At 70.3% G+C, this 22,117-nt stretch carries 21 protein-coding genes and 2 pseudogenes; 10 read left to right on the forward strand and 13 right to left on the reverse strand.

Going from position 1 to position 22,117, the window contains the following annotated elements; all coding sequences use genetic code 11:
* Positions 1-40: 40 nt before the first annotated feature.
* From car(A) to OG734_RS08645, 5 genes and pseudogenes are all read right to left on the reverse strand, one after another.
* Entirely contained in the window at positions 41-1,693 is a 1,653-nt protein-coding gene (gene car(A) / locus OG734_RS08625; RefSeq protein ID WP_330286880.1) for an ABC-F type ribosomal protection protein Car(A), read from the reverse strand.
* Positions 1,694-2,024: 331 nt separating this feature from the next.
* Positions 2,025-3,476, reverse strand: a complete 1,452-nt coding sequence (hflX, locus tag OG734_RS08630; protein ID WP_443064842.1) for a GTPase HflX — start codon at positions 3,474-3,476, stop codon at positions 2,025-2,027.
* 951 nt (positions 3,477-4,427) lie between these two features.
* Positions 4,428-4,670, reverse strand: a pseudogene (locus OG734_RS08635) (hypothetical protein); the annotation flags it as partial.
* 46 nt (positions 4,671-4,716) lie between these two features.
* Positions 4,717-5,235: a DUF1203 domain-containing protein gene (locus OG734_RS08640; RefSeq protein ID WP_330286881.1), complete on the reverse strand. Its 519-nt coding sequence runs from the start codon at positions 5,233-5,235 to the stop codon at positions 4,717-4,719.
* Positions 5,236-5,503: 268 nt separating this feature from the next.
* Positions 5,504-7,021, reverse strand: a complete 1,518-nt coding sequence (locus tag OG734_RS08645) for an IucA/IucC family protein (protein ID WP_330286882.1) — start codon at positions 7,019-7,021, stop codon at positions 5,504-5,506.
* A gap of 148 nt (positions 7,022-7,169) precedes the next feature.
* Here OG734_RS08645 and OG734_RS08650 point away from each other — a divergent pair, with 148 nt between their 5' ends.
* From OG734_RS08650 to OG734_RS08660, 3 genes are all read left to right on the forward strand, one after another.
* Positions 7,170-8,678 carry an IucA/IucC family protein gene (locus OG734_RS08650; RefSeq protein ID WP_330286883.1) on the forward strand — a complete coding sequence of 503 codons (1,509 nt, stop codon included), beginning with the start codon at positions 7,170-7,172 and terminating at the stop codon, positions 8,676-8,678.
* Positions 8,679-8,739: 61 nt separating this feature from the next.
* Positions 8,740-10,005 carry a VWA domain-containing protein gene (locus tag OG734_RS08655; RefSeq protein ID WP_330286884.1) on the forward strand — a complete coding sequence of 422 codons (1,266 nt, stop codon included), beginning with the start codon at positions 8,740-8,742 and terminating at the stop codon, positions 10,003-10,005.
* Positions 10,006-10,037: 32 nt separating this feature from the next.
* Complete coding sequence (locus OG734_RS08660) at positions 10,038-10,841, forward strand: hypothetical protein (protein WP_330286885.1); 804 nt, start codon at positions 10,038-10,040, stop codon at positions 10,839-10,841.
* Positions 10,842-10,922: 81 nt separating this feature from the next.
* Here the strand turns inward: OG734_RS08660 and OG734_RS08665 are convergent, their stop codons facing one another.
* On the reverse strand, positions 10,923-11,567 hold the full coding sequence (locus tag OG734_RS08665) for a winged helix-turn-helix transcriptional regulator (RefSeq protein ID WP_330286886.1): 645 nt from the start codon (positions 11,565-11,567) through the stop codon (positions 10,923-10,925).
* An 87-nt stretch (positions 11,568-11,654) separates the two neighbouring features.
* On the opposite strand from OG734_RS08665, the gene OG734_RS08670 reads away from it, so the two are divergent.
* From OG734_RS08670 to OG734_RS08690, 5 genes and pseudogenes are all read left to right on the forward strand, one after another.
* Positions 11,655-12,863, forward strand: coding sequence for a pyridoxal phosphate-dependent aminotransferase (locus OG734_RS08670; RefSeq protein WP_330286887.1), 1,209 nt, complete (start codon positions 11,655-11,657; stop codon positions 12,861-12,863).
* A gap of 48 nt (positions 12,864-12,911) precedes the next feature.
* On the forward strand, positions 12,912-13,457 hold the full coding sequence (locus OG734_RS08675) for an HAD domain-containing protein (RefSeq protein WP_330286888.1): 546 nt from the start codon (positions 12,912-12,914) through the stop codon (positions 13,455-13,457).
* A gap of 85 nt (positions 13,458-13,542) precedes the next feature.
* Entirely contained in the window at positions 13,543-14,196 is a 654-nt protein-coding gene (locus OG734_RS08680) for a hypothetical protein (protein ID WP_330286889.1), read from the forward strand.
* Between the two features lie 132 nt (positions 14,197-14,328).
* Positions 14,329-14,751: an acyl-CoA thioesterase gene (locus OG734_RS08685; protein WP_330286890.1), complete on the forward strand. Its 423-nt coding sequence runs from the start codon at positions 14,329-14,331 to the stop codon at positions 14,749-14,751.
* A 72-nt stretch (positions 14,752-14,823) separates the two neighbouring features.
* Positions 14,824-14,907 (forward strand): annotated as a pseudogene (locus OG734_RS08690) (chitosanase); the annotation flags it as partial.
* Between the two features lie 107 nt (positions 14,908-15,014).
* Here OG734_RS08690 and OG734_RS08695 read toward each other — a convergent pair.
* The 7 genes from OG734_RS08695 to OG734_RS08725 form a co-directional block, all read right to left on the reverse strand.
* Positions 15,015-16,388 carry an 8-oxoguanine deaminase gene (locus OG734_RS08695; RefSeq protein ID WP_330286891.1) on the reverse strand — a complete coding sequence of 458 codons (1,374 nt, stop codon included), beginning with the start codon at positions 16,386-16,388 and terminating at the stop codon, positions 15,015-15,017.
* 32 nt (positions 16,389-16,420) lie between these two features.
* Positions 16,421-17,341, reverse strand: coding sequence for a factor-independent urate hydroxylase (pucL, locus tag OG734_RS08700; protein ID WP_330286892.1), 921 nt, complete (start codon positions 17,339-17,341; stop codon positions 16,421-16,423).
* 7 nt (positions 17,342-17,348) lie between these two features.
* On the reverse strand, positions 17,349-17,774 hold the full coding sequence (gene uraH / locus OG734_RS08705) for a hydroxyisourate hydrolase (protein ID WP_330286893.1): 426 nt from the start codon (positions 17,772-17,774) through the stop codon (positions 17,349-17,351).
* Between the two features lie 5 nt (positions 17,775-17,779).
* Positions 17,780-18,292: a 2-oxo-4-hydroxy-4-carboxy-5-ureidoimidazoline decarboxylase gene (uraD, locus tag OG734_RS08710; RefSeq protein ID WP_330286894.1), complete on the reverse strand. Its 513-nt coding sequence runs from the start codon at positions 18,290-18,292 to the stop codon at positions 17,780-17,782.
* 180 nt (positions 18,293-18,472) lie between these two features.
* A complete protein-coding gene (locus OG734_RS08715; RefSeq protein ID WP_330286895.1) occupies positions 18,473-18,853 on the reverse strand; it encodes a helix-turn-helix domain-containing protein in 381 nt (126 codons plus the stop codon).
* Positions 18,850-19,104, reverse strand: coding sequence for a hypothetical protein (locus OG734_RS08720; protein ID WP_164415567.1), 255 nt, complete (start codon positions 19,102-19,104; stop codon positions 18,850-18,852). Before OG734_RS08720 ends, OG734_RS08715 begins: the two co-directional genes overlap by 4 nt.
* 125 nt (positions 19,105-19,229) lie before the next feature.
* Positions 19,230-20,054, reverse strand: coding sequence for a hypothetical protein (locus OG734_RS08725; RefSeq protein WP_330286896.1), 825 nt, complete (start codon positions 20,052-20,054; stop codon positions 19,230-19,232).
* 261 nt (positions 20,055-20,315) lie between these two features.
* Here OG734_RS08725 and OG734_RS08730 point away from each other — a divergent pair, with 261 nt between their 5' ends.
* Positions 20,316-21,155, forward strand: a complete 840-nt coding sequence (locus OG734_RS08730; protein WP_330286897.1) for a TIM barrel protein — start codon at positions 20,316-20,318, stop codon at positions 21,153-21,155.
* A 50-nt stretch (positions 21,156-21,205) separates the two neighbouring features.
* A complete protein-coding gene (locus OG734_RS08735) occupies positions 21,206-22,096 on the forward strand; it encodes a 2-hydroxy-3-oxopropionate reductase (protein WP_330286898.1) in 891 nt (296 codons plus the stop codon).
* Positions 22,097-22,117: the final 21 nt, after the last annotated feature.

The raw sequence follows: 22,117 nt of genomic DNA on the forward strand, positions 1-22,117 counted from the left end.
GACACCCTTGTGCCGTCCCTCCCCCACACCGCTTCGGCGATCAGGCGGTGGTGAACTCGGCGACGTGCCCGTTCCGCAGCGTCAGATGGGCGCCGTTGAAGCGGGACCGCATGCGCCGGTCGTGGGTGACGACGACGACCGTCCCCTGATAGCCGGTCAGTGCCTCCTCCAGTTCCTCGACGAGCGCGGGCGAGAGATGGTTGGTGGGTTCGTCCAGCAGCAGCAGGTCGACCGGCTCGGTCACCAGCCGGGCGAGCTCGATGCGCCGCCGCTGACCGTACGACAGGTCCTGCACCCTGTGCCGCAGGTCGTCCGGGCTGAACAACCCGAGAGAGAGCAGCGCCTCGGTGTGCTCGTCGAGGTGGCCGACCCGCCCGCTGCTGAACGCCTGAAGGACGGTCATCCCTTGCTGCCACGGCATCTGTTCCTGCCGCAGGTGTCCCACCCGGCCCGACACCCGCACCGATCCGCTGTCAGGTGACAGCTCTCCGGAGAGCACCCGCAGCAGCGTCGTCTTGCCTGCCCCGTTGGGTCCGGTGATCAGCAGCCGTTCACCGGACCCGAGGCGCAGGGAGTCGATGCCGAGCCGGTCCCCGACCCGGACACCGGTGAGTTCGGCCACCGTCTCCTGCTGTGCGGCCTCGGTGGTGATCTCCGCGGTGAAGGTGAGCGGCTCGGGCGGCGGCGCGACCGGGTTCTCGGTCAGCCGCGCGACTCGTTCCTTGGCGTTGCGGATCCGCACCATCGCCCCGTGGCCCCGCCCGCGCATGCGGAACTGTCCGGCGCCGAAGATGGCGAAGGGCAGCTTGCGCGGGATGGCGTCCAGGCGCGCCACGTTGGACGCGATCAGCCCGCGGCTGCGGTCCAGTTCGGCGCTCCACTGCTCGTACTCCAGCAGCCTGCGCTGCCGTTCCGCTGCCTTGGCCGCCAGGTAGCCCTCGTAGCCGTTGCCGTAGCGCACCACCTTTCCGGAGTCGATCTCCAGGATCGTGGTGGTGAGCCGGTCGAGGAAGAGCCGGTCATGGGTGACCGCCACAACCGTGCCGCGGTGCTTGCGCAGGTGTTCCTCCAGCCAGCCCACCGCCCGGTCGTCCAGGTCGTTGGTCGGCTCGTCCAGCAACAGCAACTCGGGCTCCGAGGCCAGAGTCGCGGCCAGGGCGAGGCGCGACCGCTCGCCACCGGACAGAGTGCCCAGCCTCCGGCCGCGGTCCAGCCCGGGCAGCCCGAGCCCGTGCAGCGCAATCTCCACGCGGGAGTCGGCCTCGTAGCCGCCCCGGGCCTGGTACCGGTCCACCAGCGCGGCGTAACTTTCCAGGAGGCCGGCGAGTTCGGGGTCCTGGCCCGCCTGGTACGGCCTTTCCGCCAGCTCGGCCTCGACCCGGCGCATACCCTCCTCCAGCTCCCGCAGGTCGGCCAGGGCCAGATCCACGGCGTCCTGGACCGTGGCGTCCAACGACAGCTCCAGTGTCTGGGCCAGATAGCCGACGCCACCGGGCGCGACCACCGTCAGTGCACCGTTGTCCGGTTGTTCCCGCCCGGCGATGAGCTTGATCAGCGTGGACTTTCCGGTTCCGTTGTCCCCGATGACACCGACCTTCTCGCCCGGCTTGATCGTGAAGCCGATCCGGTCGAGTACGACGTGGTCCTGGTAACGCTTGGTGATGTCATGCAGAGCGAGTTGCGCTGTCGACACGCAGAAGTCCTCCTGTATCTGGGTTGAGTGATGTCGCCGCGCACAGCAGACCGTGGGAAAACACAGACGGTCAGAACTCGCACCATCGGGAGCGGTTCCGTCCGGCGGAAACAGCGCATGACGAATGAATCGCAGCGCGTCCGTCTTCTCAGGCGTGCACGGCCAGGCGCGGTGACGGAGCCAAGCTCGACGTCCCACACCCTCGCGGACCACACATACCGGTCACAGAGAACCCATGTGCCCATTGTAGATGGCACGAAGCTGCACCGGCAACCGGTCCGGCAGGGACCTGGTGGGAGAGCCGGCCCTTCCTCCGGCCCTCCCACTCGGGTCACGGCTGGGGGTAGGCCCGCAGAGCGGACGCCAGTTCCGGCCCCACCCTCGCCTTCAGCAGGGTGCCCTGATCTGTGTGCTCGGCGGACAGCACCTCGCCCTCCCGATGGGCCCGCGAAACCAGGCCGCCCTCGGTGTAGGGCACCATGGCCTCGACCTCCACCTCGGGCCGCGGCAGCAGGATGTCGATGAAGTCCCGCAGTGCCTCGATACCGTCTCCGGTTCGCGCGGAGACCGCGATCGAGCCCGGTTCCGCCTCGAGCAGCCGGGACAGCACGTCCGGGTCGGCAGCGTCCGCCTTGTTGACGACCACGACCTCCCTGATCCCGCCCGCGCCGACCTCCGCCAGGACCTCCCGAACGGAGGCGAGTTGCGCCTCAGGTTCCGGGTGCGAGCCGTCCACGACGTGCAGCACCAGGTGCGCGTCCGCCACCTCTTCGATGGTCGAGCGGAACGCCTCGACGAGGTGGTGCGGAAGGTGCCGTACGAAGCCGACGGTGTCGGCGATGGTGTAGGAACGGCCGCTCGGGGTCTCCGCCCGGCGCACGGTCGTGTCCAGGGTGGCGAACAGCGCGTTCTCCACCAGCACTCCGGCGCCGGTGAGCCGGTTCAGCAGGGAGGACTTGCCGGCGTTGGTGTAACCCGCCAGGGCGACCGACAGCACCTTGTTGCGCCGCCGCTCCTCGCGCTTGATGTCCCGTCCGGTCTTCAACTGGGCGATTTCCCGGCGGAGTCGGGCCATCCGTTCGTGGATCTGCCGCCGGTCGGTCTCGATCTTCGTCTCACCGGGTCCGCGGGTCGCCATGCCGCCCCCGCCCCCGCCACCGCCGCCCATCTGACGGGACATCGACTGGCCCCAGCCGCGCAGCCTCGGCAGCATGTACTCCATCTGCGCCAGCGCCACCTGGGCCTTGCCCTCACGCGACTTCGCGTGCTGCGCGAAGATGTCCAGGATCAGCGCGGTACGGTCCACCACCTTGACGCGTACGACGTCCTCGAGGTGGACCAGCTGGCTCGGGCTGAGCTCCCCGTCGCAGACGACCGTGTCGGCACCGGTCTCCTCCACGATCTCCCGCAGTTCAGCGGCCTTGCCCGATCCGATGTAGGTCGCCGGGTCGGGCTTCTGCCGCCGTTGGATGACCCCGTCGCACACCAAGGCGCCCGCCGTCTCCGCCAACGCCGCCAACTCGGCGAGTGAGCTCTCGGCTTCGTCTGCGGAGCCCGACATCCAGACTCCGACGAGTACGACACGCTCCAGGCGCAATTGGCGGTACTCGACCTCGGTGACGTCGGCGAGTTCGGTGGAGAGTCCGGCGACCCGGCGCAGCGCGGCCCGCTCCTCGCGGTCGTACTGCTCACCGTCGAAGCTGTCGGGATCCGACATGAGTTGTTCGTCCATCAGGGCGTCCGCCCGCTGCTGACGTGCGGCGGAACCTTCGGGGTGGGTCATATGAGTCCTTTCTCGGGCAGGGACTGCTGGTGGAGCCCGGCGCGGGTGCGCTGCGGGCCCTCCTGGGGGGTGGCAGTTCCTACCGGTCGCGTGATCGTTGTCCGGCCGCTGCCCGAGGTCCGCTGTGGATGTCCGGGATGCGCGACAGCCCGTCAGACCCATCGACGGGTCTGACGGCAGGGCAAAGGCCAGAAGGAAAGAGAGGTGGACACCATCGGCGACAACGGACGGGCATACGAGCACCACGGCAGACGAGCCGGGCCCGGCGCTATGTCTCGCCGGAAGGCTCAGCCAAGGGCCGCTTGGGGCGTCGCGCCCAGCGCCGCGTCACAGAGGATCAATGCCGAATCTCACACGCTGTCGATCGTAGTAGCTTCTTCGGTCGACCGCATCCACCTTTCCCGGACGGCGAAAACCGGTCACCACACCTCACCCCCTCACCCTCCCCGGCCACCACAGGGAGCCCCGGTGGGCGGCCCAGTCATTGGTGGTGTCGGTCTCCGACCGGTTCAGTCGAGCCGTGATCACCTGGTCGAAGCCGTCCACGAAACACTCGTCACCCGCGCGCGGCTCCACCGCACGGTGCCGATGGTCAGCACCCCGGACAGCCACGGCGAACAGCCCCGCCCGGTCGGCTCCGTTGGAGCGCCCTACACGCAGGCGCTCGGGGAACCCGGCGGGCCTCCGGGCAGCGCGAGATCCCCAAGGTCGCGTTTCATACTCCGTCCTCCTTCCTCGACTTCCACCCCTGAAATCCCCGGCTTCCGCACCTCCGTCGCCTTTCGCTACCCAGCCAACACCAATCGCAATTACCAGGTGCGGCCTGGGACTCTGTCATCTTCGCGAAAGGAAAAGTCACTGTGCCAGATCCGTTCTTGCGACCCGCCGACACGGCCCGTAGCGTACGGAAAAGGAGACGAAGACTGGACAGTGGAGCATCGGTTCCGGGCTGTGGCGGAGGTGCTGGACGGCGTGGCGGAGCCACCTGGCCTCGGAGGTGAAGCCGAGCATGGCCTGCATCATCGCCAGTGTGACCAGTTCGGCGGCGGTGAGCTGAGGGGCGATTCCCACGGCCGGACGCCATGGCGCGAGATGCGCAGACGCCTTCAGCAGGTCGTAGGTCTTCACATGGAGTGCGATTGCGAGGGTGCCAACTCTGTCTTCACACACTGATGTTGGACGCCCTCGTCTCATGTGCGCAGCCGATCCCTTGAGGCCGATCATGCAGGTGGTACGGCTGCTACTGCTCCTTGGCGGAGGGCCGTCGCACCTCGAAGTGGAAGCATCCGTATTCCAGTGCCCTGACGTGTAGGAGCACCACGCACGGATCGTTGAACGCATCGTCGAAGGCTGCATCGAAGCCGGTCGTGGCGTCGGCCGCAATCTCCAGAAGGCGGCCACCTGCGATATGGCCCCGGGCGTCATAGCGGCGCACGGTACGCAGTGCGCCTGGCCGAGCGAAGGGGTAGTTCTCGCCGGGGGTGAACCCGCCGCAGTCATCGGCATGGATGAAGACGGGACCCTGTTCGTCGTACGCGCCCGGATCTGCACCCCTCGTAGCGGCCCAGCGACGCAACGGGGCGTACGAGACCAGGGCAATCCGCTCGCCGAGCGTGATGGGGCGCAGGCAGCAACGCAGCGGCGAGCCCACGTCGTCGCCGGTCGCGATGTACGAGGCGCAGGGACGGCCCGCGTCGTCGACGATCCGCAGTTCCTTCAGGACGGCTGCGTCGACGGGGAGCACGGTGTATCTGGTCATGTGCCCATGCTGGATCGACACACGGGCGGTTGCTGGCAGGAAACGGACGTCACGTTGGTGCGCACCCCCCGCTGAACGCAGGCCGCCTACGCGCGCCGGCCCATTGGATCGATCATCTAGAGCCGAAAGGGCGGCCTCGGCCCGGATCAGTCGCTCAACTTGTCCGCGGTTTCCGTAATGTCGCCGCTGGTGACGTCGGTTCTCCCCCTGGGGAGAATCTGGAATTATTCGCGCTGCGGACTCCGCACCGGATCCGGCACCGGATTCCTCACCGGGCTCGCAGCGGATTCGGCAGGGGCAGATACCGGGCGTCCGCCCCGTCCGCGCCCGTCCAGCGCAGCAGCAGGTTCGTCTTGCCCGGGAGGGTGGGCGCGGTGAGCAGGGCGGTGGCCTCGGGGAGATCCAGGCGGAGGCTCTGGCGTTCGAATGCGGTGCGTACGGCGGGCCACGGGTCGAGGTCCGGGTGACGCTCGCACAGCGCCTCGGCGATCTCCACGAGGTGGTTGACGACCAGGCAGTACACCAGCCGCTCCCATCCGGCCGCCCGGCTCACCTCCGGCAGCAGCTTCACACCCTCCGCGTCCCGGAACAGCGCCTGTACGGGGGTTCCGGTGGCGTCGACGGCGATCAGGCAGTTCTGGAGGTGTGCCTCGATGACAACGCCGTGCCGGGCGAACAGTTCGAGGGTCGGGGGTACGACCGCCCGCAGGTACGCGGTCCACCAGGCGGCGGGGTCGTGTAGGCCGTCGAGCGGGGTGTCGTCGAAGCTCTCCACCAGGGCGGCGGCGAGCAGGGGTGTGGTGCCGGGGGCGAGGTGGGTGTGCAGGCCGTCCCGTACCAGTACCGCCAGTTCCTCGAAGGCGAAGTCGGCGGTGCGGTAGCCGCGGTCGCTCAGCCAGGCGCCGGGGGTCACGGAGGGAGCCGCGGCGGACACCGCGGTGTTGGTGCGGCGCAGTTTCAGCAGGTCGTGGCGCCAGAGCCGGCGTACGTCGTTGGTGATGCGGACGTCGAGGCTGAACTTGACGAAGAGGTCGTGCTCGGGCGCGTACAGCGTGCGGATGGCCGCCGTGGGCCAGGTGTCGAACGCGGTCGTGCCCAGCCGGATCAGTCGGCCGTCGGCGAAGGCGTCCGTCAGGCTCGGGCCGACGAGGTCGAGCTGCCAGGGGTGCGCGGGCAGCAGCTGGTAGCCGGGCGGGGCGGTGCCGAAGGCGTCCAGGGCGGACACGTCGCCCTCCTCGGCCACTGCGTCCTCGCGCACGCCGAGCAGCACCAGCGGGAAGGCGGCGTACGCCTCGGGCGCGTACGGCAGCCAGGCGGCGACCGGGCCGCCGCCGCGCGCCTTGGGCGCCGGGTGGTAGGGGTGCCCGGTGAGGAGGGACTGCTCGGAACGCCGGTACGGGTCGTCGGGCGGGGTGGTGCGGTCGCGGGCGGTGAGCAGCGCGGCGACCGCGTCCCGGCTGTCGGCCATCTCGGCGGGCAGCTCGGGGTTGGACAGGCCGGTGTGTGCCTGGAGTTCCTCGGCGACGAGCTTGACGAGTTCGGCGTGACCGACCCGGTGCCAGGTGCCGCCCGCGTTCACCTCGGGCGCGGCGGGCCGCCGTCCCCCACGCACGCGCAGCAGGCGCTCCCCGCTCGGCAGCCGGTACACGCGCGGCTCGCCCGCGCCCGGGACCGGCCGCGCCACCTCCCGGAGCAGGCAGTTGAGCAGCGGAGCGGTCGCGTACGCGTCGGCGCGCGCTCCGGTGTCGCCTTGCGGGGGTACGGCCGAAGGCCTGGTGGGGGGCATGGTGGGGTCCACGCGTTCCCTCGTTTCTTGCGGTGCTTTCCTACGGTTGCGGTTTCCCGCGGTGCACTGGCGATCAGTATGTCTGTCGTCGTCCCCGCCCGCTCACCAGCACATACCCGCACCCAAACCCGCACCCGAGGAGCCCGCCGTGCACCGTCCCTCCAGCGCTGAGGCCGAGGTCGCCGACGAACTGGCAGCCGTACGCCCCGACCTCGCGTCGCGCTACGCGGCCGAGCTGCCCGGCGCGCGGGCAGCCGTCCTGACCCGGCTGTGGCGGGCGCTCGTCCATGAGCCGCTGCCGTGGATCGTCCGCCGCGAGGGCGGCGGCGCGGGTCTCCTGCTGGCGGACGGCCGCCGCCTGGAAGGCCCGTACGCCGATCCGTACGCCGTCGACGGCCGCGTCACCGCCGTACGGCTCGGGGCGGTGTCGTACGACGATCCGGCGCGGCTGATGACGGACCTGGCCGTGCCGCACGGCCCCGCGTTCGCCGCCGAACTCGGCCACAGCGTCGCCTCGTTGGCCCTGTCACGCGCGAACCAGGAAGGCGTCGCGGCTGATCCCGTGACGAGCTGGGCGTGGGAGCAGCGGGTCGTCGACGGGCACCCCTTCCACCCCAACTGCCGTTCCCGGCCCGGGTTCTCGGTGGCCGAGCAGCTCGCGTACGGGCCCGAGCACCGGCCGGTCGTGGAGCTGGCGCTGGTGGCGGTGGACGACTGTGCCGTGCGGGGCGAGTGGCCCAAGTGGCTGTGGGACGGGGAGCGTCCGCTGATCACGGTGCATCCCTGGCAGGCGGAGCATGTGCTCCAACTCCCCAGCGCGGGCGAGCTGTCGGCGCATCCCCTGATGTCCCTGCGCAGCCTCGCCCTCCCGGACGGCGGACCGCATCTCAAGACGGCGTTGAGCGCCCGGCTCACCTCCTCGGTACGGGACATCTCGCCGTACTCGATCGAGACGGCGGCGACGGTGTCGGCGTTCATGGAGTCGATGGCCGCGCGTCTCGACGGACTGCTGCACATCACCCGCACCCTCGGCGCGGTCACCGCCGACTCCCCCGATCTGGCAGCGGTGTTGAGGGAGCCGCCCGACCTGTACGCGGGCTCGGCGGCGGGTGAGCAAGTGGTCCCCGTCGGGGCCCTCGCCGCCACAGGGTTGCCCCAATCGCCCTCCTGGCTGGCCGAGTTCACGCGTCTCGCCCTCACCGTCGGTCTGTGCCTGCTCGATCTGGGCGTCGCCCTGGAGGCACACGGCCAGAACCTCCTCGTCGTGCTGTCGGCGACCGGAGACCCCCTGCGGCTGGTCTACCGCGACCTCGCCGACATCCGCGTCAGCCCGGCCCGGCTGGCCCGGCACGGCATCCCGGCACCGAAACTGACCGGACGGATCGTCACCGACGACGAACCCACCCTGCGCCGCAAGCTGTTCGGCTCTCTGGTGGCGGGAGCACTGGGTGCGACCGCCGGTTCGGAGGCGGCCCTGCGGGAGGCGTTGGAGACGGCCGTACGCGGGCTGCCGCGCACGCCCGATCTCCTCGCGCTGCTCGAACAGCCCCTGCCCACCAAGGCGTTGACCCTGATGCGACTGTCGCCTGCCACGCCCGGGGACCTGTGGACCCAACTCCCCAGCCCTCTGGGAGAGGTGAAGCGAGGAGGCAACTGACGGGACCCGTTTTGAAGACCCCGTTTTGAAGCGGGTCACCCAGGGTCAATAGGATCCATCGATGATCACAAGACAACGGCTGGCGGCGGGCGCCTGCGCCCTGCTCGCCGCCCTGGCGGCCGGGATCGCGGTCCCGGCCGGAGCCGTCGCCGACGAAACCACCGCACTCGCGCCCAAGGTCAACCTCGTCCTCGACGTCAGCGGTTCGATGCGGGCACGCGACATCGACGGCCAGTCGCGGATGGCCGCGGCGAAGCAGGCGTTCAACGAGGTGCTGGACGCGACACCCGAGGAGGTCCAGCTCGGAATCCGCACGCTGGGCGCCAACTACCCGGGCGACGACCGCAAGGAGGGCTGCAAGGACACCGCGCAGCTCTACCCGGTGGGCCCGCTCGACCGCGTCGAGGCCAAGACGGCGGTCGCGACGCTCACGCCCACCGGCTGGACACCGATCGGCCCCGCGCTGCTGAAGGCCGCCGGCGACCTCGACGGCGGTGAGGGCACCAAGCGCATCGTGCTGATCAGCGACGGCGAGGACACCTGCGCGCCGCTCGACCCGTGCGAGGTGGCCCGGGAGATCGCGGCCAAGGGCATCGGCCTCACCATCGACACCCTGGGTCTGGTCCCGAACACCAAGATGCGGCAGCAGCTGAGCTGTATCGCGGAGGCGACCGGCGGCACGTACACGTCGGTCGAGCACACCGACGAACTCGCCGACAAGGTCAACCAGTTGGTCGTCCGGGCCGCCGACCCCGTGGTGACGCCGGTGGCCGTCGAGGGCGCGGCCGGGTGCACGAACGCCCCGGCGGTGAAGTCCGGTCTCTACACGGACCGCGAGGAGTTCGGCCAGCAGCGCTGGTACCGCGTCGAAGTCCAGCCGGGTCAGGAACTGCGCGCCTCGGTGAGCGTGTCCGCCGACCGGGCCGTCAACCCCGACTACGGGGTGCTGCTGCGGGCGGTGACCGCGCACGGCCGCGAGATCGTCCGCGGCGAGGGCAACGACACCGGGCGTACCGATGTCATCTCGACGGGCCTGCGCTATCCCAAGGCGGAGGCGGACGACGAGGACGAGTCGACGGCCGAGACGGTGTGTCTCCAGGTCACCAACTCCTTCTCGGCGGCCAGTGGTGTGCAGTCCACACCCGGTCTGCCGCTCGAACTGACCGTCGACATCGTCGACGGCCCGAGCCAGGCGAGCGACGTGGCCTCCTTCGGCCTCGGCCGCGGCTGGTGGCTGCTGGGCGCGCTCGTCCTGGTCGGCTTCCTCACGGGTGTCCTGTGGGGCTGGATCTCGCGTCTGCGGGTCTCGGTATGGAGGACCAACTGATGCGAGTGATGAGAGCTCTCAAGGATCAACTGATGAGCGGTACCCGTGCGTTGGGGTCGGCGATGCTGATGCTCGGGCTGGCCGCCACCCCGGCCGTCGCCGACGCCTCGCCCTCCGCGAGCCCCTCGGACGGCAGCTCGGCCCCCACCTCGGCCGGCACGTCGTTCCGTACGGCGACGGAGATCGACCAGGGCCAGCAGGCCACCGCGAGCGGCTCGGCGGGCGACTATCTGTACTGGTCGTTCCCCGCGGACGCCGGTCAACGCCCCACCGTCAAGGCGACGGTGAAGCTGCCGGACACCCACGCGGCCGAGGCGTGGCAGCTCGACGTGTACGACGGTCTGCGGCGCCGCCAGGCCTGCCAGTACGGCGCCCAGACCCGCACCGCCGCCTCGGGCACCGCGTCCGTGGAGCTGGCGTGCGTCCTGCGCACGGTCCGCGCCTGGTCGGAGCAGTGGGCCAACGACCCGCTGCCCGGCACGTATTACGTCAGGCTCACGGCGGTGAACCTCGCGACGTCCGACCTCGGCCTCCCGGTCAACGCCGAAGTCCGGGTCGATTCCAAGGACATCGGCGGTGCGGCTGCCGTGGACGGCTCGCTGGCCGAGCCGCTGGTACCCGGGATCTCAGTCAAGTCCGAGGACTCGGAGGACAGTTCGACCACGTCCGCCGTGCTGTCGAGCATCGAGCCCGACGACGGCTGGTCCTCCGGCTGGTGGTCCGACCGCTGGGTCTGGACGGCGCTCGGTGGCGCGCTGGCGGCCCTGGCGGGTGTCGGCGGCTACGCCCTGACGCGCGGCTCGGGCCGGCCGAGGCAGGTTCCGCCGGGCGCCTGACCAGTCTCTGACGGTTCGTCAACATGCCTGCCGCGCACGGTCGCGCGGCGGGCATGCCCCGTTCCGGGCCTCGGGGCCACGTCAGGCCTCGCGCAGCGCCTTGGCGAGCGTCCCCTCGCCGGTCACCTCGATACGTCCGTCCCGTACGGCGTCGAGCACGCTCACGTCTCCCCGGCCGACCGCCGCACACGTGCCGGTGTCCATCGACAGGCGCGCGTCGGGCTCCCCGGGGGCGGGCCCGGCCCCGTACACCGGCACGTCCTCGGCACCGACATACAGATGGAACTCGCCCTCCTCAAGCCGGACTTCGACAAGCCCTCCGCCTCCCGCCCCATCCACCGCACCGAGCCCGCGCAGCAGCGGCAGCGCGAACCAGTGCGCCCGTACGGCGTCCGTGGCCCGCCGCTCGACCAGCTCGGGCGCGCCCCACTCCCCCAGCGCCTGGAGCACCGGCAGCAACTGCCTCCCGCGGCCGGTGAGTTCGTAGACGTACGCGGCCCCGGGCGGAGGCAGCCGGCGCCGAGTCGCGAGGCCGTCGCGCTCCATGTCCTTCAGCCGCGAGGCCAGTACGTCCGTGCTGACGCCCGGGAGATCCACGTGCAGGTCGGTGTAGCGGCGCGGACCGGCCAGCAACTCCCGGACGATCAGGAGGGTCCAGCGGTCGCCGACGACGTCGAGGGCGCGAGCGGTGGAACAGTACTGGTCGTAGCTTCGGCGAGGTGACATGCGACGCAGTCTAGACATGTTGTTGGACTTTCCAAGCTGAAACTTGGTAAAACCAAGCATCACCACGAACCGGAGGGGCGTAAGCGCATGGAGTTCCGGCAGTCGAGCAAGCTCAGCGAGGTCTGTTACGAGATCCGCGGACCGGTGATCGAGCATGCCAACGCACTGGAGGAGGCAGGCCACAGCGTCCTGCGCCTCAACACCGGCAACCCCGCGCTCTTCGGCTTCGAGGCGCCCGCGGAGATCCTCCAGGACATGATCCGCATGCTGCCGCAGGCCCACGGCTACACGGACTCGCGCGGCATCCTCTCCGCCCGCCGGGCCGTCGCCCAGCGCTACCAGGAACGCGGCCTGGAGGTCGACGTCGACGACGTCTTCCTCGGCAACGGCGTCTCGGAACTGGTCTCGATGGCCGTCCAGGCACTGGTCGAGGACGGCGACGAAGTCCTCATCCCCGCCCCCGACTTCCCCCTCTGGACGGCGGTCACGACCCTCGCCGGCGGCAAGGCCGTCCACTACCTCTGCGACGAACAGGCCGACTGGTACCCGGACCTGGACGACATGGCGGCGAAGATCACCGACCGCACCAAGGCCGTGGTCATCATCAACCCCAACAACCCCACCGGCGCGGTCTACCCGAAGGAGATCATCGAGGGAATCCTCGACCTGGCCCGCCGCCACGGCCTGATGGTCTTCGCCGACGAGATCTACGACCAGATCCTGTACGACGACGAGGTGCACCACTCGGCCGCCGCGCTCGCCCCCGACCTGGTCGTCCTGACCTTCTGCGGCCTGTCCAAGACGTACCGGGTGGCCGGCTTCCGCTCGGGCTGGCTCGTGGTGACCGGCCCGAAGCAGCACGCGCGCAGCTACCTCGAAGGCCTCACGATGCTGGCCTCGATGCGCCTGTGCCCCAACGCGCCCGCGCAGTACGCCATCCAGGCCGCGCTCGGCGGCCGGCAGTCCATCTATGAACTCACCGCCCCCGGCGGCAGGTTGCGCGAACAGCGCGACCGCGCCTGGGAACGCCTCAACGAGATCCCCGGCGTCTCGTGCGTCAAGCCGAAGGGCGCGCTGTACGCGTTCCCGCGTCTCGACCCGGCCGTACACAAGATCCACGACGACGAGAAGTTCGTCCTGGACCTGCTCCTCCAGGAGAAGATCCAGGTCGTACAGGGCACGGGCTTCAACTGGCCCTCCCCCGACCACTTCCGCATCCTCACCCTCCCCCACGCGGACGACCTGGACGTGGCGATCAGCAGGATCGGGCGGTTCCTGAGCGGATATCGGCAGTAGCGCCCGCCGGGGTGGTCGACCGCCGTCCGTCATGGGTAATCCGTCCCCATGACGGACCGACCGCTACTGCTCCTCGACGTCGACGGCCCCCTCAACCCGTTTCGCGCCCGGCTCCTGCGCCATCGCGGCTACGTGACCTGCCGGGTGCACCCCGCCAACTGGTCCTCCCGGCAGAAGCCGGGCTCCCGGCGACTGCGCCGGGGCCTGCGGATACGACTGCACCCGGGGCACGGGGCCCGACTGCTCGCCCTGCCGTACGACCTGGCGTGGGCCACGACCTGGATGCACGACGCCAACGAGATGATCGGCCCGGTGATCGGGCTTCCGGCCGCCCTCCCGGTCATCGAGTTCACCAACCTGTTCGCCGAGGATCCCGACGGGCTGTACTGGAAGACGCGACGCGTCGTGGAGTGGGCCGACGGGCGCCCCTTCGTCTGGGTCGACGACATGATCACCGATCTCGACGTCCGCCATGTGGCCGAGCACCACAGCGGGCGGGCGCTGCTGTTGCGGATCGACCCGCGCAGGGGCCTCAGGGAGCGCGAGTTCGCGGAGCTGGAGCGCTGGGCTCGCGATGTCAGACCCGGGTCGTAGTCTTCGAACGGGTCGAATCGGTCGCATACGTCATGCCGGCCGGTTCGCTCCGATGCCCGACGACCGGAGAGGAGTGGAGTGCGCCATGACCCGACCGCCGACCGCCGCCCAGCGACGCGTCATCGACGCCGCCGACCCCGTCACCGGACGGCTGCGGGGTACGGAGTACCAGCTCGCCGCGCTGGTGAAGCGCGGGCTCGCCTTCCGGCACCCGCGGCCACCGCACGACCATTTCCTGACGCCGACGGGCCATCGCGTGCGGGAGGAGCCCCAGCACACGGAGACACAAGCCTCCGCCGACTCTGCCCCTGCTTCCGGGACCGCCGGTGTGTTCGCCGCGCGCGTGGGCGGCGAGGAGGAGATACCGGCCGCCGGGCCCGCCCGGACGCGTGAGGTGCACAGTGCCTGGCAGGGGCTGCTGGAGCTGCGTCGGATGACCAATACGGACGGGGCCATGGACCGTCCGTGCGGCTGGGAGCGTACGCATCTGGTGCAGGCCGCCGCGTTGGCGCTGGAGGCGGCCGGCCACCGCCCGGCGGACGGGGGCGGGGTCGGGGTCGGTGGTGGCTATCGGGTGCGGGCGACTCCGCAACCGGAGGCCGTCGCCGTGCGCGAGCCCGACGGAGACGCGCTGCGGGCCTGCGCGGCCACACTGGAGAAAGCGGGCTGGCAGGTCGGCGAGCACACCGAGCCGCGTACCGGCGCGCGCTATCTGCTGGCGTCACCCCGGCGGACGTAACGGACCGATTCACGAAGGCAGTTGACGGCCGTGAGCAACCGCTCAGTACGCTGGCACTCGCCTTGTTCGCCGCAGAACCGCTCTCGGTGAAGTCGAGCAGGCCTGAAGTCGAGCCGTCGTGAAGGGGAAGTCGTGGCCGAACCGTTTTCCGTGCCGGTGACCGTGCGCGGGTACGAGACCGATGTGCAGGGGCACGTCAACCAGAGCGTGTACGTCAACTACGCGGAGCACGCCCGCTGGTCCTTACTCCACGCGGCCGGGGTCAGCCAGGCCGGGCTGGTGGCGAAGGGCGTGGGTCCGGTGGCCCTGGAGACGACCATCCGGTACCAGCGGGAGTTGCTCGCGGGCGACGAGGTCGAGGTGACGTGCGACTTCGTCTGGGGCGAGGGCAAGACGTTCCGCATCCGGCAGACGATCCGCAAGACAGACGGTACGGTCGCCGCGGAGATCACGGCGGTCGGCGGGCTGATGGACCTCAAGGCGCGCAAGCTGGTCGCGGACCCGAAGGAGTACTTCCGCGCACTGGCGTCGGAGCCGCAGCTTTTCGGCCTCTGACCGGTACTCACAGCGGCCTCCTACCGTCACCCCCCGGCATTCCCGACTTGGCGCGCGACCCTCAGCCTCTTCCGCGTCTTCCTCGACCAGGGGAACCTGAACCTGGATCCGCCGCTCGACTGGAAGGTGTACGGCGACAGTCACTGCATCGGCTGACCGGCTGAGACGGCCGGTCATGACGACAGGACTCCGGCCGAGGGCCGTCCCCCTCGGCCGGAGGTCTTTTCCGGCCCCGCTGCTCAGGCGCTGCTGCCAGCGCTGCTTCAGGCGCGCGCCGCGATGGCAGCCAGCCGCCGGGCCTCCGCACGCGTCGAGCGGGCGATCTCGTCCTCGTCGACGTGCAGCAACCGCCCGTTCTCGACGATCTGTTCGCCGTTCACGAAGGACGCGGTGACCGGTGCCGCCGCACCGAAGACGAGCGCCGTGACCGGGTCGGCGATCGACGCGTGAGCCAGGGTGTCCAGGTTCCAGAGGACCAGGTCGGCGAGCTTGCCCGGCTCCAGGGACCCCGTCTCCCTTGCCCGGCCCAGGACTTGGGCGCCGCCGTACGTCCCGAGGCGCAGTGCCTGACGGGCATTCAGAGCCGCTTCCCTGTGCGCCCCGAGGCGGTTGATGAGGAGGGCGTTGCGCAGTTCGGTGTGGAGTTCGCCGGACTCGTTGGACGCGGTGCCGTCGACGCCGAGGCCGACCGGGACGCCGGCCGCGAGCATGTCGGGGACGCGCGCGATGCCCGCCGCCAGCCGGGCGTTGGAGGACGGACAGTGGGCCACACCCGTCTTCGTACGGGCGAAGGCGGCGATGTCCGAGTCGTTCATGTGGACGCAGTGCGCCATCCACACGTCCTCGCCGAGCCAGCCCGTGGACTCGAAGTAGTCGGTCGGACCCATGCCGAACAGTTCCTTGCAGAACTGCTCCTCCTCGACCGTCTCGGATCCGTGCGTGTGCAGGCGTACGCCCTTGCGCCGCGCCAACTCCGCGCCCTCGCGCAGCAGTTCGGTCGAGACGGAGAACGGTGAGCAGGGGGCGACCGCGACCTGTGTCATGGCGTCGAAGGAGGGGTCGTGGTGCTCGTCGACCGTGGCCTCGGTGGCGGCGAGGGCACCTTCCAGGGTCTCGACGGCGAAGTCCGGGGGCAGACCGCCGTCCTTCTCGCTGCGGTCCATCGAGCCGCGGGCGAGGGTGAAGCGGACGCCCATCTCGCGGGCCGCGCCGATGATCGCGCCGGACAGGTCGCCGGAGTCCTTCGGGAAGACGTAGTGGTGGTCCATGGCGGTCGTGACTCCGCCTCGGGCCATCATGGCCAGCGAGCCCTGCGCCGCCGCGCGCACCATCGGCTCGTCGATGCGTGCCCACGTCGGGTACAGCGCCACCAGCCAGTTGAAGAGGTTGTGGTCGGTGGCCAGGCCCCGGGTGATCCACTGGTAGTAGTGGTGGTGCGTGTTGACCAGGCCTGGGGTGACGAGGTGCCCGCTCGCGTCGATACGCCGGACCACGTCCGCGAGGCCCTCGGGGGCCCTGCCCGCGCCGACCGACTCGATGCGGTTGCCGGCGATGACCACATGGCCGGACGCGTACTCGGTGTCGGCGGCGTCCACGGTCGCGATCGCGCAGTTCTCGATGACGATGCGCTGAACCATCGTTCGAACGTCCTTAGAGGTCTTGGAGGGGTTCAGAGGTTGGTGAGGTCGGCGGGGATGCGCGCCTCGGCGCCGTCACGCAGGACCGTGCCCTCGATCAGGCCGTACGGCCGGTCGGCGGCGAAGTACACCTCATTGTCGTTCTTCAGCCCGAACGGCTTCAGATCCACCAGGAAGTGATGCTTGTTGGGGAGGGCGAAACGCACCTCGTCGATCTCGTCCCGCTGCTCGATGATCCGCGCGCCCATCTGGAACAGGGTCTGCTGGAGCGAGAGCGAGTAGGTCTCCGCGAAAGCCGAGAGCAGAGCTTTCCGGGCCTGCGCGTAGGACTCCTCCCAGTCCGGCATCTCCCGTGCCTCGTCGGACCAGTTGAAGCGCCAGCGCGCGGACACCTGGGTCGCCAGGACGCGGTCGTACGCCTCGGGGAGCGTCGTGTACTTGTCCTTCACGTAGCCCCAGAACTCGGAGTCGGTCGTGTTCATCACGACCAGGTCCTTGAGCCCGGAGACCACCTCCCACGACGAACCGTCGTACGTGATCTGGGTCAGCCGGGTCTCCTGACCCTGGCGGACGAAGGAGTGCTCGCCCTCCCCCGCCGCCTCGATCCGCTCCCAGGAGTACTCCTCGATCCGGATGCGCGCCTTCAGAATCGGCTCCTGGCTGGTCACGAAGTGCCGGGCCAGATGGATGCCGAACTGCTCGGCGGAGTCGATGCCGTGCTCCTTGGCGAAGGCGTACACCGTGTTCTTGGTGGTGTCCGTCGGCAGGACGTTCGCGTTCGAGCCGGAGAGGTGGACCTCGTCCATGTCGCCGGAGAGCGACACCGAGACGTTGAGATCCTTGATGTGGTGGGTGGCGCCGTCACGGGTGACGCGGACGACGCGGTTCTCGGCCTTGCCGTACTGGTTCTGCCCGAGAAACACGGGGCGGGCCTGGCTGCCTGAGTCGGTCATGGTGCTGCTAGCTCCCTCGGTATACGGAGTAGCCGAACGGGTTGAGCAGCAGCGGTACGTGGTAGTGCTCGCCCGGCACGACGGCGAACGTGATCGCCACCTCCGGGAAGAACGCTCCCGCCGCACCGCTGTCCCGATTCGCGGGGGCGTCCTGCTGCGCATCGGCCTGTTTCTTCTCCAGGTAGGGCTCGACCTCGAAATCGAGCCGTACGTGGGTCGTGCCCTCCGGCAGCGCCGGCAGGTCCTTGCACCGCCCGTCGGCGTCGGTCGCGCTGCCGCCGAGCGCCCGCCAGTCCGCACCCCGCCCACTGCGCGCGGCGAGCCGGACGGCGACGCCGGCGGCGGGCCGGCCGACGCTCGTGTCGAGGATGTGCGTGGACACGGAGGCGACGAAGGCCCTGGGGTCGGCGGTGTCCGTGGTGCCGGTGCTCATGTCTGTCACTGCTCTTCCCGTACGAGGTTGCCGAGCCGGATGCGGTTGATCTTCCCCAGTTCGGTGCGGACGGTCTCCCGCTCCCGCTCCGGCGTGTTCCCGATCCGTTCCCGCACGGCGTCGCGCATCTGCTCGCCGGTCCGGCCGGTCGCGCAGATGAGGAAGACATGGCCGAACCGCTCCTGGTAGGCGAGGTTCAGTTCGAGCATCTCCGCCTTCAGCTCCTCGGAAGCGCCGGCCATCCCGCGCTGTTCGCGGGCGGAGGTCGGGTCACCGGGCTTGGGACGGCCGATCGGCGGATGCCCGGCCATCGCCTCGGCGAGGTCGTCGGCGGTCAGTTCGGCCGTCGCCGCGTCGCTCGCCGCGTACAGGGCCTCGGCGGTGGCGTACGGGCGCTCGGCGAGCAGGTGCCGTCCCCAGGCTGTCGAGGCGCAGGCCTCGTGGAGGGCGGCGCGGGCCGCGGACTCCTCCAGGGCGTTGAACCGGACGAGGCCGCCAGGGGTCGTACTCGACGTCACGGCAAGCCTCCGTGGTCTTGTGCGTGCTGGGGTGCGTGGGGGGTGCGTGCTGGACGCACGCCGGGCTGGCTGCGCACAGCTAACGCCTTCCGGCGACAAGACGTCAACACTTTGTTGAAAATTCGGGGTTACGGCACCGTCACCCCGGCCCGCCACTCCGGGCCCAACGCCCCAGCCCCGTCAGGCTTGCTTCTCGCGGTTCAGGTAGTTGTAGACCGTGAAGCGGCTGACCCCGAGGGCGCTCGCCACGGTCTCGACCCCGTGCCGCACGGAGAAGGCGCCGCGCGCCTCGAGTATCCGTACGGTCTCCTGCTTGGCCTTGCGGTCCAGTTCGGCCAGTGGCTTGCCGTGCCCCCGCTCCAGGGCGGCCAGGATGTGATCGAGCGAGTCGGCGAGCTGGGGCAGGCGTACGGCGACCACGTCGGCGCCCTCCCAGGCGAGCACGACGTCGTCGGGGCCGGCCTGGCCGGGCGCGACCAACTCGCCGCCCATGGCATCGACCAGGGGTTTCACGGCCGCGACGAAGGCCGCACCGACGGAGCCGTCCCCGACGCCGGTCACCGACCGCCCTCCCCGTCGATCACGTTGACCTGGAGCGAGATCCGGGTCGCCCCGGCCTCCAGGGTCCTGCGCAGCAGCGCGTCCAGGGCGGTGAGCACGGCGTCGGCACGCCCCTCGGCGGTGTTGCCGAACGGGCCGACGTCCACCGCGTCCAGCTCGGCCGCCTCGATGACCTCACGGGCGACCAGCGCGTGTGCGGGCGCCTCGTCGAGATCGAAGGGCTCGGTCGTGAACTCCACTCGCAGTCGCACTGTGCACATTCTTCCGTCAGGTCGTGTCCCAGCCGCTCGGACACGACCCTAACGGACTCCCCTGCGACAATCAGAAGCGATGCGCACCCGCGCCGCAGAACATGCACCCCGCACCGCGAACTTGCCTACAACCGGAGGGAGTTCACCCTCAGGACCGGGTCCGGGGCGGTGTCCCGCGCACCGGTGCCGCGCCGTCGGCGCGCGAGGGACAGGGCCGGCACCGTCAGCGCGCCGAGCGTCGCGACACAGGCCGCCAGAGCGGGCAGCGGGTACACGGCTCCGCCGGCCTGCCGTACGTACGCGAGTACCGCCGAGTCGAGGTGCGCACCCAGCAGCTGGGCGGCGGCCAGCGCGCCCGGCACGACCACGGCCGCGGCGGCCGCGGCCGGCGAGCGGCTGAACCACAGCGCGGCACCGGCCAGCAGGCACAGCGTGGAGATGCCGAGCGAGGCGGCCAGCCCGTGCCTCGGCGTGTCGACCCAGTCCAGGGGGAAGTGGGCCGCGCCGCAGAGCAGGACGAGGACGGCGACGGCACGGCGAAGCCACAGGACGTCACCGCCACCCGGGTTCCTTGCGGCAACCACCTTCTCGCCCTGACGTGCGGCGCGCCCCGTCGCGAGGCCCTTGTCCTGGGCCTCGGCGTGTGCGGCGCGCGGGGCCGCGTGCAGGAGCGCGACGAGGCGGCCGACTTCGGCCGCCGGCCGCTGCTCGGCGGCTGTCCGGATCGCCTCGTCCATCCGGTCCACACCGTGTCCCGGCGGACCCAGCAGTTCCACGAGGCGCGAGACGTCCTCCACGGAGCGCGCCACCGCCGCCACCCGCAGGACCGACGCCGCGGTCGGCAGACCGTCGGGAGACTGCTCCAGAAGGGTGACCAACTCGACGACATCGTCCAGGGGTCTGACGACGACCACGGTGCGCACGAGCCCGTCGGCACGTATTCGGGTCACGGGACGGTGTTCGCCTGTTCCGGAGTTCTCCGGGCAGGCCGGGAACGGCTCGACGGCCATGTTCGCCTCACAACTTCAGTGCACTGGCACACGGGAAACGTGCACCCCCGCTCATATGCACGTTGATCCCTGTCTAACCGCCCCCTGCCCACCCCGCCACTTGGGAGAGCCCCCTTGACAAGCTCCGACACTCGACGGCAGGCTTCCATCAGGCAGAAAGTAGTTTCCACAATGCGGAATTAAAGGGAGGCGCCGACGGCCATGGGATTCCCAGAGCAGCGCTTCAACGTCAACCTGTCGATCCTCTTCACGGAACTCCCGCTCCTGGAGCGCCCGGCAGCCGCCCGAGCCGCCGGTTTCACCGCGGTCGAGCTGTGGTGGCCCTGGCTCGACTCCCCCACACCGCAGCAGTCCGAGCTGGACTCCCTGCGGGCCGCGATCGAGGACGCGGACGTCCGGCTCACCGGCCTGAACTTCTACGCCGGACAGCTGCCGGGCCCGGACCGGGGTGCCCTGTCGGTGCCCGGGGAGGAGTCCGAGCGGTTCCGCGCCAACATCGAGGTGGCCGCCGGTCTGGCCGAGTCGCTCGGCTGCGGTGCGCTCAATGCGCTGTACGGCAACCGGATCGAGGGCGTGGACCCGGCGGAGCAGGACGCGCTGGCGCTGGAGAACCTGGTCCTCGCGGCGCGCGCCGCGAACCGCATCGGCGCGATCCTCCTCGTCGAGGCGCTCAACAAGCCGGAGTCACCCCGGTATCCGCTGGTGAGCGCCCCGGCCGCCGTGGAGGTCGTCGACAAGGTCAACGCTGCGACCGGTCTCGACAACGCCCGCTTCCTGATGGACCTCTACCACCTGTCCATGAACGGTGAGGACCTCCCGTCGGTGATCGACCGGTTCGCCGCGAAGACGGGCCATGTCCAGATCGCCGACAACCCCGGCCGCGGCGCCCCCGGCACCGGCACGCTCCCCCTCGCGGACCACCTCGACCAGCTGCGTAAGGCCGGTTACGGGGGCTGGGTGGGCCTGGAGTACAAGCCGGGCGACCGGCCGAGCGCCGAGGCGTTCGACTGGCTGCCGCGCGAAGCGCGCCGAACCCCCTGACATCGCAGAGCAGCAGCACAGCGGCAACAGCAGCAGAGAGGCGTCCCATCATGAGCAGTCTCCCCAAGGTCGCCTGGATCGGCCTCGGCATCATGGGTTCCCCCATGTCCGAGAACCTGATCAAGGCGGGTTACGACGTCACCGGTTTCACCCTGGAACAGGACAAACTCGACCGCCTCGTCACCGCCGGCGGCACGGCTGCGGGCTCGATCGCCGAGGCCGCGCACGACGCCGACGTCGTGATCACGATGGTGCCCGCGTCACCACAGGTCGAGGCGATCGCGTACGGCCCCGAGGGCATCCTGGCGAACGTGCGGCCCGGGACCCTGCTCGTCGACATGTCGTCGATCACCCCGCGGACGTCGGTGGACCTGGCGAAGGCGGCGGCGGAGAAGGGTGTCCGGGTGCTCGACGCACCCGTGTCCGGCGGTGAGGCAGGGGCGGTCGAGGCCGTGCTGTCCATCATGGTCGGCGGCGAACAAGCCGACTTCGACACGGCGAAGCCACTCTTCGAGGCGCTCGGCAGGACCATCGTGCTGTGCGGTCCGCACGGCTCGGGCCAGACGGTGAAGGCCGCGAACCAGTTGATCGTCGCCGTGAACATCCAGGCGTGCGCCGAGGCCGTGGTCTTCCTCGAGAAGTCCGGCGTGGACCTGAAGGCGGCGCTGGAGGTGCTGGGCGGCGGGCTGGCCGGCTCGACGGTACTGGCGCGCAAGAAGGACAACTTCATCAACCGCGACTTCGCCCCGGGTTTCCGTATCGACCTCCACCACAAGGACATGGGCATCGTGACGGACGCGGCCCGCACGGTCGGCGCCGCGCTGCCGGTCGGCGCGGTGGTCGCCCAACTCGTCGCGTCCCTGCGTACACAGGGCGACGGGGGCCTGGACCACTCGGCGCTGCTGCGGGGCGTGGAACGTCTGTCGGGCGCCGAGGTCTGACGCCCCGCTCCCCGTTCCTTT

Source organism: Streptomyces sp. NBC_00576 (assembly GCF_036345175.1).
Classification (GTDB): Bacteria; Actinomycetota; Actinomycetes; order Streptomycetales; family Streptomycetaceae; genus Streptomyces.

Coding starts and splice junctions, on each gene's coding strand:
- hflX (WP_443064842.1), bottom strand. CDS start 3,476: ATGACCCACCCCGAAGGTTCCGCCGCACGTCAGCAGCGGGCGGACGCC.
- OG734_RS08640 (WP_330286881.1), bottom strand. CDS start 5,235: ATGACCAGATACACCGTGCTCCCCGTCGACGCAGCCGTCCTGAAGGAA.
- OG734_RS08645 (WP_330286882.1), bottom strand. CDS start 7,021: ATGCCCCCCACCAGGCCTTCGGCCGTACCCCCGCAAGGCGACACCGGA.
- OG734_RS08655 (WP_330286884.1), top strand. CDS start 8,740: ATGATCACAAGACAACGGCTGGCGGCGGGCGCCTGCGCCCTGCTCGCC.
- OG734_RS08660 (WP_330286885.1), top strand. CDS start 10,038: ATGAGCGGTACCCGTGCGTTGGGGTCGGCGATGCTGATGCTCGGGCTG.
- OG734_RS08665 (WP_330286886.1), bottom strand. CDS start 11,567: ATGTCACCTCGCCGAAGCTACGACCAGTACTGTTCCACCGCTCGCGCC.
- OG734_RS08670 (WP_330286887.1), top strand. CDS start 11,655: ATGGAGTTCCGGCAGTCGAGCAAGCTCAGCGAGGTCTGTTACGAGATC.
- OG734_RS08675 (WP_330286888.1), top strand. CDS start 12,912: ATGACGGACCGACCGCTACTGCTCCTCGACGTCGACGGCCCCCTCAAC.
- OG734_RS08680 (WP_330286889.1), top strand. CDS start 13,543: ATGACCCGACCGCCGACCGCCGCCCAGCGACGCGTCATCGACGCCGCC.
- OG734_RS08695 (WP_330286891.1), bottom strand. CDS start 16,388: ATGGTTCAGCGCATCGTCATCGAGAACTGCGCGATCGCGACCGTGGAC.
- pucL (WP_330286892.1), bottom strand. CDS start 17,341: ATGACCGACTCAGGCAGCCAGGCCCGCCCCGTGTTTCTCGGGCAGAAC.
- uraH (WP_330286893.1), bottom strand. CDS start 17,774: ATGAGCACCGGCACCACGGACACCGCCGACCCCAGGGCCTTCGTCGCC.
- OG734_RS08730 (WP_330286897.1), top strand. CDS start 20,316: ATGGGATTCCCAGAGCAGCGCTTCAACGTCAACCTGTCGATCCTCTTC.
- OG734_RS08735 (WP_330286898.1), top strand. CDS start 21,206: ATGAGCAGTCTCCCCAAGGTCGCCTGGATCGGCCTCGGCATCATGGGT.